12 protein-coding genes are annotated in these 16,836 nt (G+C 71.5%); 8 read left to right on the forward strand and 4 right to left on the reverse strand.

Annotated features, from left to right (window positions below):
* Nucleotides 1-68: 68 nt before the first annotated feature.
* Nucleotides 69-491 (reverse strand): peptide deformylase, encoded by a 423-nt coding sequence (locus HNR30_RS37000; protein WP_312894911.1) that lies wholly within the window; start codon nt 489-491, stop codon nt 69-71.
* Between the two features lie 167 nt (nt 492-658).
* On the opposite strand from HNR30_RS37000, the gene HNR30_RS37005 reads away from it, so the two are divergent.
* From HNR30_RS37005 to HNR30_RS37035, 7 genes are all read left to right on the forward strand, one after another.
* The gene (locus HNR30_RS37005) at nt 659-1,954 is read left to right on the forward strand and encodes an MFS transporter (RefSeq protein WP_181614800.1); all 1,296 of its coding nucleotides are present in this window, start codon (nt 659-661) and stop codon (nt 1,952-1,954) included.
* Between the two features lie 58 nt (nt 1,955-2,012).
* Entirely contained in the window at nt 2,013-4,055 is a 2,043-nt protein-coding gene (locus HNR30_RS37010; protein ID WP_181614801.1) for a molybdopterin oxidoreductase family protein, read from the forward strand.
* Nucleotides 4,052-5,446 (forward strand): FAD-dependent oxidoreductase, encoded by a 1,395-nt coding sequence (locus tag HNR30_RS37015; protein WP_181614802.1) that lies wholly within the window; start codon nt 4,052-4,054, stop codon nt 5,444-5,446. The genes HNR30_RS37010 and HNR30_RS37015 overlap by 4 nt, the downstream gene beginning before the upstream one ends.
* Before the next feature lie 65 nt (nt 5,447-5,511).
* Nucleotides 5,512-7,935: a nitrite reductase large subunit NirB gene (gene nirB / locus HNR30_RS37020; RefSeq protein WP_181615191.1), complete on the forward strand. Its 2,424-nt coding sequence runs from the start codon at nt 5,512-5,514 to the stop codon at nt 7,933-7,935.
* Nucleotides 7,932-8,261 (forward strand): nitrite reductase small subunit NirD, encoded by a 330-nt coding sequence (gene nirD / locus HNR30_RS37025; RefSeq protein WP_181614803.1) that lies wholly within the window; start codon nt 7,932-7,934, stop codon nt 8,259-8,261. The genes nirB and nirD overlap by 4 nt, the downstream gene beginning before the upstream one ends.
* Nucleotides 8,262-8,284: 23 nt before the next feature.
* Nucleotides 8,285-9,454 (forward strand): uroporphyrinogen-III synthase, encoded by a 1,170-nt coding sequence (locus HNR30_RS37030; RefSeq protein ID WP_181614804.1) that lies wholly within the window; start codon nt 8,285-8,287, stop codon nt 9,452-9,454.
* Complete coding sequence (locus HNR30_RS37035; RefSeq protein ID WP_312894912.1) at nt 9,451-10,275, forward strand: sirohydrochlorin chelatase; 825 nt, start codon at nt 9,451-9,453, stop codon at nt 10,273-10,275. Before HNR30_RS37030 ends, HNR30_RS37035 begins: the two co-directional genes overlap by 4 nt.
* Before the next feature lie 476 nt (nt 10,276-10,751).
* On the opposite strand, the gene HNR30_RS37040 is transcribed toward HNR30_RS37035, so the two are convergent.
* The 3 genes from HNR30_RS37040 to HNR30_RS37050 form a co-directional block, all read right to left on the reverse strand.
* Nucleotides 10,752-11,276, reverse strand: coding sequence for a hypothetical protein (locus tag HNR30_RS37040; RefSeq protein WP_181614806.1), 525 nt, complete (start codon nt 11,274-11,276; stop codon nt 10,752-10,754).
* A gap of 251 nt (nt 11,277-11,527) precedes the next feature.
* The gene (locus tag HNR30_RS37045) at nt 11,528-12,382 is read right to left on the reverse strand and encodes a PAC2 family protein (RefSeq protein ID WP_181614807.1); all 855 of its coding nucleotides are present in this window, start codon (nt 12,380-12,382) and stop codon (nt 11,528-11,530) included.
* Nucleotides 12,383-12,573: 191 nt separating this feature from the next.
* The gene (locus HNR30_RS37050; RefSeq protein WP_181614808.1) at nt 12,574-13,080 is read right to left on the reverse strand and encodes a universal stress protein; all 507 of its coding nucleotides are present in this window, start codon (nt 13,078-13,080) and stop codon (nt 12,574-12,576) included.
* Between the two features lie 57 nt (nt 13,081-13,137).
* Between HNR30_RS37050 and metH the strand changes: the two genes are divergently transcribed.
* Nucleotides 13,138-16,596 carry a methionine synthase gene (gene metH / locus HNR30_RS37055; protein ID WP_181614809.1) on the forward strand — a complete coding sequence of 1,153 codons (3,459 nt, stop codon included), beginning with the start codon at nt 13,138-13,140 and terminating at the stop codon, nt 16,594-16,596.
* Nucleotides 16,597-16,836 lie beyond the last annotated feature (240 nt).

The raw sequence follows: 16,836 nt of genomic DNA on the forward strand, positions 1-16,836 counted from the left end.
CGGCGAAGAATCCAGGTGCACTCGGTGCTTGCCGCGGACGAGGGGCGCCCTGGTGCGCGCTGCTCACATCATAGCGGGATGACCACCCCGTCGAGGTGGTCCACCTCGTGCTGCAGGATGCGGGCGAGCATGCCGATCGCCTTGACCGTGACGGGCTTGCCGCTCATGTCGCGGCCGCGTGCGGTCACCGCGAAGGCACGTTCCAAAGCGCGCCACTGGCCGGGCGCCGACAGGCACGCCTCGTCGGCCACGATCGTGCGCTCCGACAACTCCAGCCGCGGGTTGACCAGGTGGCCCGCGCGGCCGTCGTAGTTGTAGACCAGCACCCGCAGCGGCACCCCGAGCTGGGGCGCGGCCAGCCCGGCTCCGCCGACGGCCGAGCGCATGGTGAGGGTGAGGGATTTGACCAGCTGTCTCAGCTGCTTGTCGAACACGGTCACGGGTTCTGCCATCGTTCGGAGGGCAGGATCGTCAATGGCACAGATAGGCACACGCAACTCCCCGATGCGTCGCGACGTCTCCGACCAGGATGCCCGCAGCCGGCGGAGATCAACCGCACAAACCTGTTAACGGCGTGTTGCGCGGATGAGCGTGAAGTTACTGCCGCACAGTGAGTCCGCGCCGAAGTGCGTAACGGGCGATACCTACCTTCTGGCCCATGACGCGATGGATCACCGACTGGCGCCCCGACGAGGCGGCCTTCTGGGAGAGCAAGGGCAAGCGGGTGGCCAGGCGCAACCTGGTCTTCTCCATCCTGGCCGAACACCTCGGCTTCACGGTCTGGACGGTGTGGAGCGTCGTGGCGACCCGGCTGGGCGGCTACGAGTTCACCACCGACCAGCTGTTCTGGCTGACCGCGCTGCCGAACCTCATCGGCTCGGCGCTGCGCATCCCCTACACCTTCGGCCCGGCGCGGTTCGGCGGGCGCAACTTCACCGTCTTCAGCGCGCTCATGCTGATCGTCCCGGCCATCGGGCTCGGCATCGCGGTCAACAACCCGGCCACGCCGTTCTGGCTCTTCCTGGTGATCGCCGCGACCGCCGGTGTCGGCGGCGGCAACTTCGCCTCCAGCATGGCCAACATCACCTACTTCTACCCGCAGTCCAAGCAGGGCTCGGCCCTCGGGCTGAACGCGGCGGGCGGCAACATCGGCGTCAGCACCGTGCAGATCATCATGCCGCTGGTGATCGGCGGCCTGGGCCTGGCGGCGGCGGGCTGGTTCTGGATCCCCCTGGCCATCGTCGCGGCGGCCTGCGCCTGGTTCTTCATGGACAACCTGACCACCGCCAAGGCCTCGCCGCGCGAACTGCTCCAGTCGACCAGGAGCGGCCAGACCTGGATCATGTCGTTCCTCTACATCGGCACCTTCGGCTCGTTCATCGGCTACTCCACGGCCTTCCCGCTGCTGGCCAAGAGCCTGTTCCCGGGCTTCCCGACCTGGGTGGCCTTCGCGGGGCCGCTCATCGGCTCGCTGATCCGCCCCGTCGGCGGCTGGTTGTCCGACCGGCTCGGCGGCGGCCGCGTGACGTTGTGGAACTTCGCCGCCATGGGCGTCGGCGTCGTGCTGGTCTGGGCGACCACCGGCTCGGGCAACTTCTGGCTGTTCTTCCTCGCCTTCCAGCTGCTCTTCCTGACGGCCGGCATCGGCAACGGCTCCACCTACCGGATGATCCCGGCCATCTTCCAGACGCTCGCGCTGGCGGCGGGCAGGAGCGCGGAGTACGGCAAGCGCCAGGCCTCCGCGGCGATCGGCATCATCTCGGCGGTCGGCGCCTTCGGCGGATTCCTCATCAACCGCGCCTTCGGCATGAGCTTCGCCGCCACCGGCAGCCCGGCCTCGGCCTTCCTCGCCTTCGGCCTGTTCTACGTGGCCTGCTTCGCCACCACCTGGTGGTGCTACACCCGCACGGTCGGCGTCGCCCGTGTCCCGAGCCTGGCCCACGCCCGGGTGTGAATTCTCACCACCGGACGTGAAGGCCTGTTAGCACGCCGGTAACAGAAGGGACCCAGGTGTGAAATCGCACCAAAGCACGATCGACGTCGTGAGAACGCACTGCCCGTATTGCGCCCTGCAATGCGGAATGACCGTCACGGCCGGCACGCCGGTCGTGATCGAACCGCGGACCGACATACCGGCCAACGCGGGCGGTGCGCTGTGCCAGAAGGGCTGGACGTCCGGCGAGCTGCTCTCCCACCCCGACCGGCTGACCACCCCGCTGCTGTACGGCAAGCCCGCCACGTGGGACGAGGCGCTCGACCACATCGCCTCCCGCCTGGCCGAGCTGCGGCGCGAGCACGGCCCCGACTCCGTCGGCGTCTTCGGCGGCGGCGGCCTGACCAACGAGAAGGCCTACACGCTGGGTAAGTTCGCCCGCGTCGCCCTGGGCACCAGCCAGATCGACTACAACGGCCGCTTCTGCATGTCGTCGGCGGCGGCCGCCTCCATCCGCGCCTTCGGCATGGACCGCGGCATGCCGTTCCCGATCACCGACCTGGCCTCCGCCGACGTCGTGATGCTGGCGGGGGCGAACGTGGCCGAGACCATGCCGCCGTTCGTCCGCCACCTGCCGCGCCTGATCGTCATCGACCCCCGCCGCACGGCGACCGCCAAGCTCGCCTGGCTGCACCTGCAGCCCGCTCCCGGCACCGACCTGGCCCTGGCCCTCGGCCTGCTCCACCTGGCCATCGCCGAAGGCCTGGTCGACGACGACTACGTCGCCCGGCGCACCAACGGCTTCGACGCCGTCAAGACCTCCGCGGCCGCCTGGTGGCCCGAGCGTGTGGAACGTATCACCGGCGTGCCCGTGGCCCGCATGCGCCAGGCCGCCTTCGCCCTGGCCAAGGCCGACAGGGCGATCATCCTGACCGGCCGCGGCGCCGAGCAGCACGCCAAGGGCACCGACACCGTCACCTCCTTCATCAACCTGGCGCTGGCCCTCGGCCTGCCCGGCCGCGAGGGCTCCGGCTACGGCTGCCTCACCGGCCAGGGCAACGGCCAGGGCGGCCGCGAGCACGGGCAGAAGGCCGACCAGCTGCCCGGCTACCGCAAGATCGACGACCCCGCCGCCCGCGCCCACGTCGCCGGCGTCTGGGGCGTCGACCCCGGCACGCTGCCAGGTCCCGGCCGCAGCGCCTACGAGCTCCTGGCCGCCCTCGGCACCGCGGATGGCCCGCGCTCGCTGCTGCTGTTCGGATCCAACCCCGTCGTCTCCGCGCCCGCCTCCCTGGCGGTCGCCGAGCGGCTCCGATCACTGGACTTCCTGGTCGTGGCGGACTTCGTGCGGTCGGAGACCGCCGAGCTGGCCGACGTCGTGCTCCCCACAACGCAGTGGGCCGAGGAGAGCGGCACCATGACCAACCTCGAAGGGCGCGTGCTCCTGCGCCGCCAGGCCGTCGAACCGCCCAACGGCGTGCGGTCCGACCTCTTCGTCCTCGCCGAGCTCGCCGCCAGGCTGGGCGACCACAAGTTCGCCACCGAACCCCGCGAGGTCTTCGACGAGCTGCGCCGCGCCAGCGCCGGAGGAAGCGCCGACTACTCCGGCATCACCTACGAGCGCATCGCCGACGAGACCGGCGTCTTCTGGCCCTGCCCCTCCGAGGACCACCCGGGCACGCCCCGGCCCTTCCTCGACCGCTTCGCCCACCCCGACGGCCGCGCCCGCTTCGTCGCCGTCGAGCACCGGCCGCCGGCCGAGGAGGCGGACGACGACTACCCCGTCTACCTCACCACCGGCCGCGTGCTGGCGCACTACCAGAGCGGCGCCCAGACCCGCAGGATCGCCCCGCTCGTCGAGGCGGCCCCCGAGACCTTCGTCGAGATCCACCCCGCTCTGGCCGAGCACCTGGAGATCAGCTCCGGCGACCAGGTCCGCGTGACCAGCCGCCGCGGCAGCACCGAAACAGTGGCGCGCGTCAGCGACACGATCCGTCCCGACACCGTGTTCATGCCCTTCCACTGGGAGGGCGCCAACCGGCTGACCAATCCGGCCCTGGATCCCACCTCGCGCATGCCGGAGTTCAAGGTGTGCGCCGTCCGACTGGAGCGCGTCGCATGAGAATCGTTGTCGTCGGGAACGGGATGGCCGGGTCCCGCTTCGTCACCGAGCTGACCGACCGGACCAAGGACTTCCGCGTCACCGTCATGGGCGAGGAAGCCTGGCAGCCCTACAACCGGGTGCTGCTGTCGAACGTCCTGGCCGGAGGCTACGGCCCCGACCAGGTCCGCCTCCTCGACCCCTCCTGGTACGGCGAGCACGGCGTCCAGGCCCTGCTCGGCACCCAGGTGCACCACATCGACCGCGAGACCAGGGCGGTGATCGCCGCCTCCGGCGAACGCGTGCCGTACGACATCCTCGTGCTGGCCACCGGCAGCGAGGCCGTCGTCCCGCCGATCCCGGGCGTCGAGCGCGCGATCAGCTTCCGCACCCTCGACGACTGCCAGCAGATCCTCGCCCGCTCCACCGGCGCCTCGCGCGCCGTGGTCGTCGGCGGCGGCCTGCTCGGCATCGAGGCCGCCCGCGGCCTGGCCGGGCGCGGCCTGCCCGTCACCCTGCTGCACCTCGCCGGCCACCTCATGGAACGCCAGCTCGACGCCGAGGCCGGGCTGGTGCTCGGCGAGACCCTGGCCGCCCTCGGCGTCGAGGTCCGCACCGGCGTCAACGTCGCCGAGGTCCTCGACGACGGTGTACGGCTCGCCGACGGCGAGTTCGTCCCCGGCGACCTGGCCGTCCTGGCCTGCGGCGTACGCCCCCTGACCCGCCTGGCCCAGGACGCCGGCCTGGAGGTACGGCGGGGCGTCGTCGTCGACGACGAGATGCGCACCGACGACCCGTCCATCTTCGCCATCGGCGAGTGCGCGGAACACGCGGGCACCGTCTACGGCCTCGTCGCCCCCGCCTGGGAGCAGGCCGAGGTCGCCGCCACCGTCATCGCCGGTGGCAAGGCCCTCTACCGCGGCTCCCGCCTGGTCACCCGCCTCAAGGCCCGCAGCGTCGAACTGGCCGCCATGGGCGAGACGCACCTAACCGAGGAGCACGCCGAGGTCGTGCGCTTCAGCCACCGCGCCAAGGGCACCTACCGCAAGCTCGTGATCAAGGAAGGGCGCCTGGTCGGCGCGATCGTCCTGGGGGAGAGCGACGCCGTCGGCACGCTCACCCACCTGTTCGACCGCGGCGGCCCCCTCCCCGGCGACCGGGCCGGGCTGTTGTTCCCCGGCCTCTCGGGGGCCGCCGCGGCCGACAGCCCGGTCCGGATGCCGGACTCGGCCAAGGTCTGCCAGTGCAACAACGTCACCAAGGGCCAGATCCGGGCCTGCTGGGAGGCCGGAGCGCGCGACGTGGCGGGCGTGGCCGCCGCCACCCGCGCCACCACCGGATGCGGGTCGTGCAAGGCCGCGGTCGAAGGGATCGTCGGCTGGCTTTGTGAGCAGGAAGGGGTGTCGGCATGACCAACCGCAGGAACGAGGACGTGGTCATGCCGGCGACCGCGAGCGGGCGAGCCAAGGGGCAGGGCATGAGCAGGGTTGTCGTCGTTGGGTATGGCCCCACCGCTCACCGCTTCATCGAAACGATGCGGTCCAGGGGCTTCGCCGGGTCTCTCACCGTCATCGGCGAGGAGCCCAGGCCCGCCTACGACCGGGTCGCGCTGACCACCTACCTCACCGAGGACGCCTCGCTGGAGTACGCGGTGCCCTCCGGGATCACCACGCGGCTGTCGACACGCGTGACCGAGATCGACCGCCAGGCCCGGGAGGTGGTCACTCTTGACGGCGAGCGCGTGCCGTACGACACCCTGGTCCTGGCCACCGGCTCGGCGCCGTTCGTGCCGCCGGTGCCGGGACGCGGGCGGGCCTTCGTCTACCGCACCATCGACGACCTGGAGGCCATCCGCGAAGCCTCGCTCGGCTCCACGCACGGCGTCGTCGTCGGCGGCGGCCTGCTGGGCCTTGAGGCCGCCGACGCGCTGCGCGGCCTCGGCCTCAAGACCGGCATCGTCGAGATCGCCCCGTGGCTGATGCCGCGCCAGGTCGACGAGGGCGGCGGCAGCGTCCTCAAGGGCCACATCGAGTCGCTCGGCCTGGAGGTCCACGCGGGCGTCATGCTGCAGAGCATCGAGGCCGACACCGTGCTGCTGGCCGACGGGCGCGCCATCCCCGCCGAGGTCGTCGTCTTCTCCGCCGGCATCCGGCCCCGCGACGAGCTGGCCCGCGCCGCCGACCTGGAGGTGGGCGAGCGCGGCGGCATCGCCGTCGACGCCGGCATGCGCACCTCCGACCCCTCCATCTACGCCATCGGCGAGTGCGCCCTGGCCGGCGGCGTGGTCTACGGCCTGGTCGGCCCGTGCAACACGATGGCCGAGGTGGCCGCCGACCGCATCCTGGGCGGCTCCTCCACCTTCGGCGGCTCCGACCTGTCGACCAAGCTGAAGCTCCTCGGCGTCGAGGTGGCCCAGTTCGGCGCCATGGAAGGCGCGCTCGACGTCACCTACATGGACCCCGTGGCCGGCGTCTACAAGCGGCTGTTCGTCTCCGACGACGCCTCCACGCTGCTGGGCGGCATCTGCGTCGGCGACGCCTCGCCGTACACCTCGCTCAAGGGTTTCGTCGGCAAGCCGCTGCCCGCCTCGCCGTCCGACCTGCTGTTCACCGGCGGCGGGCTCTCGCTCGACCTGCCCGACGACGCCCAGGTCTGCTCCTGCAACAACATCTGCGCCGGCACCGTGCGCGAGGCGATCGCCGAGCAGGGCCTCACCGACGTGCCGTCGATCAAGAAGTGCACCCGCGCCGGCACCACCTGCGGCTCCTGCGTCCCGATGCTCAAGCAGCTCCTGGAGAAGTCGGGCGTCGAGGTCAGCAAGGCCCTGTGCGAACACTTCGACTACAGCCGCGCCGAGCTCTTCGACATCGTCAGGGTGCGCGGCATCTCCACCTTCTCCGAACTGGTCTCCACCGTCGGCACCGGGCGCGGCTGCGACATCTGCAAGCCCGCCGTCGCCTCGATCCTGGCCTCGCTCAACGGCGAGCACGTGCTCACCGGCGAGCTGGCCGCACTCCAGGACACCAACGACCACTTCCTGGCCAACATCCAGAAGAACGGCACCTACTCGGTCGTGCCGCGCATCCCCGGCGGCGAGATCACACCCGACAAGCTCATCGTCATCGGCGAGGTCGCCCGCGACTTCGGCCTCTACACGAAGATCACTGGCGGGCAGCGCATCGACCTGTTCGGCGCCCGCGTCGAACAGCTGCCGCAGATCTGGGCCCGCCTGGTCGAGGCCGGATTCGAGTCGGGCCACGCGTACGGCAAGGCGCTGCGCACGGTCAAGTCGTGCGTCGGCTCCACCTGGTGCCGCTACGGCGTGCAGGACTCCGTGGGCCTGGCCATCGCCCTGGAGCAGCGCTATCGCGGCCTGCGCTCACCGCACAAGCTCAAGTCGGCCGTCTCCGGATGCGCCCGCGAATGCGCCGAGGCCCGCTCCAAGGACTTCGGCATCATCGCCACCGAGCACGGCTGGAACCTGTACGTCGCGGGCAACGGCGGCTTCAAGCCCCGCCACGCCGACCTGCTCGTCTCCGACGTGCCCACCGACGAGCTCATCCGGATCATCGACCGCTTCCTGATGTTCTACATCCGCACCGCCGACCGGCTGCAGCGCACCTCGACCTGGCTGGAGTCGCTCGACGGCGGCCTCGACTACCTGCGCCAGGTCGTCGTCGAGGACTCGCTGGGCCTGGCGTCCGAGCTGGAAGCCCAGATGGAACGCCACGTCGCCGGATATTTCGACGAATGGCGTGCCGTTCTCGACGACCCCGACAAGCTTCGCCGCTTCACCAGTTTCGTCAACGCGCCCGGTGTCCCCGACCCGTCCATCACCTTCGAGACCGAGCGCCAGCAGATCAAGCCCGTCCTGATCCCCCTGGAGGTGGTTCGTTCATGAGCACCCTGACCTGGACTGCCGTGTGCGCCTTCGACGACCTGCTGCCCGAGCGGGGCGCCTGCGCCCTCGTCGACGGCCGGCAGATCGCCGTCTTCCGCGACTTCGACGGCGCCGTGTACGCCATCGGCAACCTCGACCCCTTCAGCGGCGCCAACGTGCTCTCACGCGGCATCGTCGGCACCCGCATGGGCGAGCCCACCGTGGCCTCGCCCATGCACAAAGAGGTCTTCTCCCTGGTCACGGGGATCTGCTTCGACGATCCGGAGGTGGTCGTCCCGACCTACCCGGTGCAGGTCCGCGACGGCCGGGTCGAGATCGCCGCCTAGTGACCACCCAGAAAGGTAGTTCCATGAGTGCTCTGATGGCGGAGACCCCGCTGCAGACCCCGCTGGAGACCGCGCCGGACGCACTGTCCGGCTTCACCGTCGGCGTGACCGCGACCCGGCGCCGTGAAGAGTTCGGCGCGCTGCTGGAACGGCGCGGCGCCCGGGTGGTCAGCGCGCCCGCCATCCGTCTGGTCCCCCTGCCGGAAGACGCCGAGCTGCTGGCCGCCACCCGCGAATGCCTCGAAGCTCCCGTCGACGACGTCGTGGTCACCACCGGCGTCGGGCTGCGCGGCTGGGTCGCCGCAGCCGAAGGATGGGGCCTGTCGACCGAGCTCATCGAACACCTGGGCCACGCGCGCATCCTGTCGCGCGGCCCCAAGGCCCGCGGCGCCGTGCGCGCCGCCGGACTGGGCGACCACTGGACCGCTCCCTCCGAGTCGTGCGCCGAGGTCCACGACTACCTCGTCCAGCAGGATCTGCGCGGCCGCCGCATCGCCGTCCAGCTCCACGGCGAGCCGCTCACCGAGTTCGTGACCGCCCTGCGTACGGCGGGCGCGTACGTCATCGAGGTGCCCGTCTACCGGTGGCTGCCCTACCGCGACCCCTCGCCGCTGCGGCGCCTGATCAGCCAGGCGATCTCCGGCGGCGTCGACGCCGTGGCCTTCACCAGCGCCCCGGCCGTGATCGCGATGCTCAACGCCGCCCGCGCCGAAGGGCTGGAGGACCAGCTGCTGGCCGCCTTCGGCGGCGGCGTCGTGGCCGCCTGCGTCGGGCCCGTCACCGCCGGGCCGCTGGTGGCGCGCGGCGTGCCCGTCGTCCAGCCAGAACGTTCCCGCCTCGGCGCGCTCGCCCGCACCCTGGCCCGCCACCTGCCCGAGCACAGCGTCACCCGGCTCGTCGCGGGCGGGCACTCGCTGGAGATCAGGGGCCATGCGGTCGTGGTCGACGGGGAGCTGCGGCCGCTGCCGCCGGCGCCGATGGCGGTGCTCAAGCGGCTGGCCGACAAGCCCGGATATGTCATCAACCGGGGGGAGTTGCGCACCGTGCTGCCGGGAAGCCACACCCGGGACTCGGCCGAGCACGCGGTCGAGATGGCCATCACCCGCCTGCGCCGCGCCCTCGGCGCACCGGGCATCGTCGAAACGGTCGTCAAACGGGGGTACCGGCTGGCATGCGACAGGGACGGCCTGTGAACGGCACCCCGCTCCGGCGTACGGCAGGCGAGGGCACCCTGGCGCGCCCCGCCCACGGCGGCCGGGGGGCTGACGGCGAGGCCACCCTGACCGCCCGCGTCACTCCGCACGGCGCGGGGGAGGGCACCCTGACCGCCCACGGCTCTCCGGACGGCGCGGGCGAGGGCACCCTGGTCCTCGCCGCCCACGGCACCCGGAGCGCCGCCGGTGAGGCCACCCTCGCCCGCCTGGCCGACGAGGTGCGGGCCCAGCGCCCCGGCCACCGCGTCGAACTCGCCTACCTGGAAATCAGCCGCCCCCTGCTCGCCGACGTCCTCGACGCGGCCGACGGCCCGGTCACCGTGGTGCCGCTGCTCCTGGCAGGCGGCTACCACGTGCACATCGACCTGCCCGCCGTCGTCGAGCGGGTGCGCCCCGACGCGGTGCTCGCCCGCCACCTCGGCCCCCACCCCGTCCTCGCCGAGGCCCTGGCCCGGCGCCTGACCGAGGCTGGGCTGCGGGCCCACCACGACATCGTCCTGGGCGCCGCGGGCTCGTCGGACCCGGCCGCCCTGGCCGACGTGCGCGGCACCGCCCAGCACCTGGCCGTGCTCCTCGGCCGCCCGGTGACCGCCGCCTTCGCCTCGGGCGGCGCCCCGTCGCTCGCACAGGCGGTCAAGCCGGGGACGGCCATCGCGTCGTACCTGCTGGCGCCGGGGTTCTTCCACGACCGCCTGTTGCACGCGGGCGCGGACCTCGTCACCGCCCCGCTGGGCACCGAGGTCGCCGAACTCGCCTGGCTCCGCCACGACGAGGCCCGCTGCGCCCTTTCCCCCCGCTGACCGCCGCCGCTGGAGACCTGCGAGCGCACCATGGGGAGCGGCCCGCGGTGACGACGCCCCTGCTGTGACGGCGACAGTGCCTCGCGACGACGCTCGGCCGTGACACGATGTCAGCGGCGCCAGAGGGCCCCCAGCCAGCAGTGGCGTGGCGGCGGTGGCCGCGACATCGCGGCGCGGATCTGCGGCGACGCGAGACGGCGTCCGACCCCGGCCCGGTGGCATCCGATGGCGGCTCGCCGTCGTACGGCGGCTTGCAAGCATGCGGCGGCCCCTGAGCAAGCGTGGGCCCGCGGGCATGCGGCGCTCGTGCGCAGACGAGGGCCCTGCGCAGGCGGCCCGTGGGCATGCCACAGCGCCGATGGTGGCGGGCGGGCGGGACCCCCGCGGGCAGTACGGCGTGCTCCGCAGGCCGAAGGCATGCAGTGCGGCGCCCGGCCCGAGGGGGTTCCCGAAGTCACCACCACCGGAGGCTCAGGTCAGGACGCGGGCCCGCCCCGCTCGGCGCCCTGCTCGCCCTCGCCCGCGCCCGGCTCCAGTCGCAGCTCGCGGACGATCTCGACCGCCGCGTTCTCCCGCGTGGGCCCCGCGTCGGCGCCCACGAACATCTCGTAGTAGGCGTGCTGGAAGCATCCCGCCAGCAGCAGCCGCGCCGTCGCCTGCGGGTCGGCCGAGGCGACGATGCGCCCCAGCCGCTGCTCGGCCTCCAGGTACGCGGCCAGCGGCAGGATCTCGGCCATCGGCCCGAGCCCGCTGTCGCGGACGGCCTTGCGGAATCTGACGGTGACCGAGGGTTCGGTGAAGGCGGGAAGGGCCGCCGACTGCACCTCCACGTAATGGTCGATGCCGGCGCGTGCGACGAATATGAGGTTGTCCGTGACCCGGCCGCGACCGGGCGTCAGGTTGTGGAGGATACGCAGCCAGAGCGGCAGACGGTCTTGAAGCAGGGCCAGAAATTGATCCACCGGCCCGCCCTTGCGCTCTTCGCGCAGGGACAGAGCCATCCCCAGAACGCGTCGCCTGGTGTCCTGACTTCTTTGGTGCGGATCTACATGGGAAGTCGCCATGGTTGGCCTAACGTGCGCAGTCACATGGGTAGGTTCGACGTGGCACAGCTGGAATTCGCCGTTGTTACAGAGCCGTGTTTCTCCTGGTTATGGAATTGTTGTCGGCTGGAGTTCCACCTCGGTGCATTGTGGTGAAACTCGGGCTCGGGCCTGATTATTACGCGAAACGGGAGCGAAATGGCTGAAAATCAGCTGTCAGTGTTGCCGTTGCGACGACGGAGGTAACGCTCGAACTCCGCCGCGATCGCGTCGCCGCTGGCCTCGGGCAGGTCGGCGGCGTCCTTGCGCTCCTCGAGCTCCTTGACGTATTCGGCCACCTCGCTGTCCTGCGAGGCCAGTTCGTCGACGCCGTGCTCCCAGGCGCGCGCCTCCTCCTCCAGATCGCCGACGGGCATCGGGATGTCGAGCAGGTCCTCCACCCGGCGCAGCAGCGCGAGGGTGGCCTTCGGGTTGGGCGGCTGGGCCACGTAGTGGGGGACCGACGCCCACAGCGACACCGACTTCAGCCCCGCCTGGCCCAGGGCGTGCTGGAGCACGCCCACGATGCCGGTCGGGCCTTCGTAGCGGCTCAGCTCCAGGTTGATCTCCCGGGCCAGCGCCTCGTCGGAGGCGGCGCCGATGATCGGCACGGGGCGGGTGTGCGGGGAGTCGTTGAGCAGCGCGCCGAGCATCACCGACAGCTCGATGCCCAGCTCGTGGGCCACGCCGACGATCTCGTCGCAGAACGAGCGCCAGCGCATGTTGGGTTCGATGCCGCGCAGCAGCACCACGTCGCGCTCGGAGCCCGGCGGCCGGGCGTAGGACAGGCGGGTGGTCGGCCAGATGATGGATCGGGTCAGGCCCTCGCCCAGCTCCACGATCGGGCGGGTGACCTGGAAGTCGTAGTAGTCCTCAGGGTCGAGCGCGGCCAGCGGCTGCGCCTGCCACGCGGTCTCGAGGTGGGCGATCACGCCGCTCGACGCCTCGCCCGCGTCGTTCCACCCCTCGAACGCGGCGATCAGCACCGGGTCGACGAGTTCGGGGAGCCCTTCGAGCTCGATCACGCGCCCCGCCTCCTCTCGCTCTGGTGTGGCTAAGCCTATGCGGTGGGACGGGGGTCACGTCACGTGTTGAGATCCCTTCCGCTTCTAGCGCACTTCGCGCCGGTTCCGTGGCCTGATGTGCCCGTACGGCATGCGTTCAACAGGTTTCGCACCCGCGTCCGGCGGGTTTCGCGCCCGCCCGCACCCTCACTTCAGGAGCGCCCGCCCGGCGTCGTGTGCACGATCAGCACGTCGCATCCCGCCCGGTGCGTGACCGCCGACGGCACCGAGCCGAGCAGGCGGCCCGCCAGGCTGTTGAGCCCCCTGTTGCCCACGACGATCAGGTCGGCGCGATGCCGCTCGGCCAGCCTGACCAGCACGTCGACCGCTTCTCCCTCCTCGGCCTCCAGCACCGTGCGCGTGGCGCCCGCCGCCACGGCCCGCTCGCGGGCGGCGCGCAGCGCGTCGTCGGCGGGCGTCGACCCGCCCACCTTGTAGGCCAGCTCACCCAGCCGGTCGGCGGCGGCCGCGCGCTCGCTCTCGCGCATCGGCAGGTAGGCGCAGGCCAGCACGAGCGTGGCGCCCGTCGCGGCGGCCAGTCCCGCGGCCGCGCCGACCGCGCGCAAGGACGAGGACGATCCGTCGGTGCCCACGACGATGGTCCGGTAGGCCCGCGAGCCACCGTCTGTTTTCCCTGCGGACGCTAATGATTCGCTCATGTCGGAGCCTCTCATTGGACGCGATGTTCAATTGCCGGGAGCACTAAGCTTAGGCGCATGAGCAACACGCCCTCCTTCCGTGAAGTCCTGTCCGAGCGCGTCATCGTCGCCGACGGGGCGATGGGGACGATGCTCCAGGCGCAGGACCCCACGCTCGACGACTTCGAAGGCCACGAAGGCTGCAACGAGGTGCTCAACGTCACCCGCCCCGACATCGTGCGCGGCGTCCACGACGCCTACTTCGAAGCCGGCGTCGACTGCGTCGAGACCAACACCTTCGGCGCCAACCTCGCCGCGCTCGGCGAGTACGACATCTCCGAGCGCGTCTTCGAATACTCCGAGGCCGGCGCCCGCATCGCCCGCGAGGCCGCCGACCGCTGGTCCACCCCCGAGCAGCCGCGCTTCGTCCTGGGCTCCATGGGGCCGGGCACCAAGCTGCCCACCCTCGGCCACCTGCCGTACTCCACCCTGCGCGACGCCTACCGCGACAACGCCGCAGGCCTGGTCGCGGGCGGCGCCGACGCGCTCATCATCGAGACCTGCCAGGACCTGCTCCAGGTCAAGGCCGCCGTCATCGGCGCCAAGCGGGCCATCGCCGACGCCGGACGCGACGTGCCGATCATCGCCCAGGTGACCATCGAGACCAACGGCGCCATGCTCCTCGGCTCCGAGATCGGCGCGGCCCTGACCGCGATCGAGCCGCTCGGCGTCGACCTGGTCGGCCTCAACTGCGCCACCGGCCCCGCCGAGATGAGCGAGCACCTGCGCCACCTGGCCCGCCACTCGCGGCTGAAGCTGTCGTGCATGCCCAACGCCGGCCTGCCCGTCCTGACCTCCGACGGCGCCTACTACCCGCTGTCGCCGGGCGAGCTCGCCGACGCGCACGAGACGTTCGTGCGCGAGTACGGCCTGGGCCTGGTCGGAGGCTGCTGCGGCACCACCCCAGAGCACCTGCGCCAGGTCGTCGAGCGGGTGCGCGGCAAGCAGCCCGCCACCCGCAAGCCGCATCCCGAGCCCGGCGCCTCCTCGCTCTACCAGAGCGTGCCGTTCCGGCAGGACACCTCCTACCTGGCCATCGGCGAGCGCTGCAACACCAACGGCTCCAAGGCCTTCCGCGAGGCGATGCTCGAAGGCCGCTGGGACGACTGCGTCGAGACCGCCCGCGACCAGGCCCGCGACGGCGCCCACATGCTCGACCTGTGCGTCGACTACGTGGGCCGCGACGGCGTGGCCGACATGAAGGAACTGGCCTTCCGCTTCGCCACCGCCTCCACCCTGCCGATCATGCTCGACTCCACCGAGCCCGCCGTCCTGCAGGCCGGCCTCGAGATGCTCGGCGGGCGCGCCGCGGTCAACTCCGTCAACTACGAGGACGGCGCCGGCCCCGACTCCCGCTTCCAGAAGATCATGCGGCTGGTGAGCGAGCACGGCGCCGCCGTCGTGGCGCTGACCATCGACGAGGAGGGCCAGGCCCGCACCGCCGACTGGAAGGTCCGCGTCGCCGTACGCCTCATCGAGGACCTGGTCGACAACTGGGGCATGCGCGTCGAGGACATCATCGTCGACTGCCTGACCTTCCCGATCGCCACCGGCCAGGAGGAGACCCGCCGCGACGGCCTGGAGACCATCGAGGCCATCCGCGAGCTCAAGCGCCGCTACCCGGCCGTCCAGACCACGCTCGGCCTGTCCAACATCTCCTTCGGCCTCAACCCGGCCGCGCGCATCGTGCTGAACTCCGTCTTCCTCAACGAATGCGTCAACGCCGGGCTCGACTCCGCCATCGTGCACGCCTCCAAGATCCTGCCGATGGCGCGCATCCCCGACGAGCAGCGCCAGGTCGCCCTCGACATGGTCTACGACCGCCGCCGCGAGGGCTACGACCCGCTGCAGCGCTTCATGGACCTGTTCGAGGGCGTCGACGCCGCCGCGCTGCGCGGCAACAAGGCCGCCGAGCTGGCCGGGCTGCCGCTGTGGGAGCGGCTCAAGCGCCGCATCATCGACGGCGAGAAGAAGGGCCTGGAGGCCGACCTCGACGACGCCCTCACCCAGCGCCCCGCGCTCGAGATCATCAACGACGTGCTGCTCGACGGCATGAAGACCGTCGGCGAGCTGTTCGGCTCCGGCCAGATGCAGCTGCCGTTCGTGCTCCAGTCGGCCGAGGTCATGAAGACCGCCGTCGCCCACCTCGAGCCGCACATGGAAAGGGTCGAGGGCGAGACCAAGGGCCGCATCGTGCTGGCCACCGTCAAGGGCGACGTGCACGACATCGGCAAGAACCTGGTCGACATCATCCTGTCCAACAACGGCTACGAGGTCGTCAACCTCGGCATCAAGCAGCCGGTGTCGGCCATCCTCGAAGCGGCGGAAGACAAGCGCGCCGACGTGATCGGCATGTCCGGCCTGCTGGTGAAGTCGACCGTCATCATGAAGGAGAACCTCGAGGAGATGAACTCCCGGGGCATCTCCACCCGCTACCCCGTCCTCCTCGGCGGCGCCGCCCTCACCCGCTCCTACGTCGAGCAGGACCTGGCCGCCATGTTCGAAGGCGACGTGCGCTACGCCCGCGACGCCTTCGAGGGCCTGCGCCTCATGGACGCCTTCATGGCCCACAAGCGCACCGGCGCCCCCCTGCCCGAGCTGCGCGAACGCCGCGTCAAGACCGGCGCCGTGCTGCGCCGCACCGCCGTCGAGGAGCTGCCCGCCCGCTCCGACGTGGCCGCCGACAACCCCGTGCCCGTCGCGCCCTTCCTCGGCGACCGCATCGTCAAGGGCATCTCGCTCAACGACTACGCCGCCTTCCTCGACGAGCGCGCCCTCTTCCTCGGCCAGTGGGGCCTCAAGCCCACCCGCGGCAACGACGGGCCCTCCTACGAGGAGCTCGTCGAGACCGAGGGACGGCCGCGCCTGCGCATGTGGCTGGAGCGCATCCAGACCGAGGGCCTCCTGGAGGCCGCCGTCGTCTACGGCTACTTCCCGGCCGTCAGCGAGGGCGACAGCCTCCTCATCCTCGGCGACGACGGCTCCGAGCGCACCCGCTTCACCTTCCCGCGCCAGCGCCGCGACCGGCACCTGTGCCTGTCCGACTTCTTCCGCTCGCGCGAGTCGGGCGAGACCGACGTGGTCGCCTTCCAGGTGGCCACCATGGGGTCGCGCATCTCCGACGCCACCGCCGAGCTGTTCGCCAAGGACGCCTACCGCGACTACCTGGAGCTGCACGGGCTGTCGGTGCAGCTGACGGAGGCGCTGGCGGAGTACTGGCACGCCCGCGTGCGCGCCGAGCTGGGGATCGGCGGCGACGAGTCGCTCGACGACATGCTGAAAGTGAACATTCAGGGGTGTCGTTACTCGTTCGGCTATCCGGCATGCCCGAACCTGGAGGACCAGCAGCAGCTGTTCGAGCTGCTGGAGCCCGAGCGGATCGGGGTGACGCTGTCGGAGGAGTTCCAGCTGCACCCGGAGCAGGCGACGTCGGCGCTGGTGGCGCATCACCCGGAGGCCAAGTACTTCAACGTGTGACGGGGCTGGGGCGGCGCGGGGCCTGGCGTCCTCGCCGCCTCGCTGCCTCATTTCCGTGTCCTTGGCGGGTGGCCTTCATGCCCGTGCTGGTGGCCTTCGCGCTTGCCTGGATGGCCTCGCGCTGGTGCCGGGTGGCTGGCCGCCGCATTCCGCGCCGGGCGTCGCCGTACACCGCCACGCCGACTCCGGCGCTGCGTTGGGCGCGCGTTGTGCGCGGGCCTGCGTGTCCGTAGGTCCACG

Source organism: Nonomuraea soli, assembly GCF_013761175.1.
In the GTDB taxonomy this organism is placed as follows: domain Bacteria; phylum Actinomycetota; class Actinomycetes; order Streptosporangiales; family Streptosporangiaceae; genus Nonomuraea; species Nonomuraea soli.

Coding starts and splice junctions, on each gene's coding strand:
- HNR30_RS37030 (WP_181614804.1), top strand. CDS start 8,285: ATGAGTGCTCTGATGGCGGAGACCCCGCTGCAGACCCCGCTGGAGACC.
- metH (WP_181614809.1), top strand. CDS start 13,138: ATGAGCAACACGCCCTCCTTCCGTGAAGTCCTGTCCGAGCGCGTCATC.
- nirD (WP_181614803.1), top strand. CDS start 7,932: ATGAGCACCCTGACCTGGACTGCCGTGTGCGCCTTCGACGACCTGCTG.
- HNR30_RS37050 (WP_181614808.1), bottom strand. CDS start 13,080: ATGAGCGAATCATTAGCGTCCGCAGGGAAAACAGACGGTGGCTCGCGG.
- nirB (WP_181615191.1), top strand. CDS start 5,512: ATGAGCAGGGTTGTCGTCGTTGGGTATGGCCCCACCGCTCACCGCTTC.
- HNR30_RS37015 (WP_181614802.1), top strand. CDS start 4,052: ATGAGAATCGTTGTCGTCGGGAACGGGATGGCCGGGTCCCGCTTCGTC.
- HNR30_RS37005 (WP_181614800.1), top strand. CDS start 659: ATGACGCGATGGATCACCGACTGGCGCCCCGACGAGGCGGCCTTCTGG.
- HNR30_RS37040 (WP_181614806.1), bottom strand. CDS start 11,276: ATGGCTCTGTCCCTGCGCGAAGAGCGCAAGGGCGGGCCGGTGGATCAA.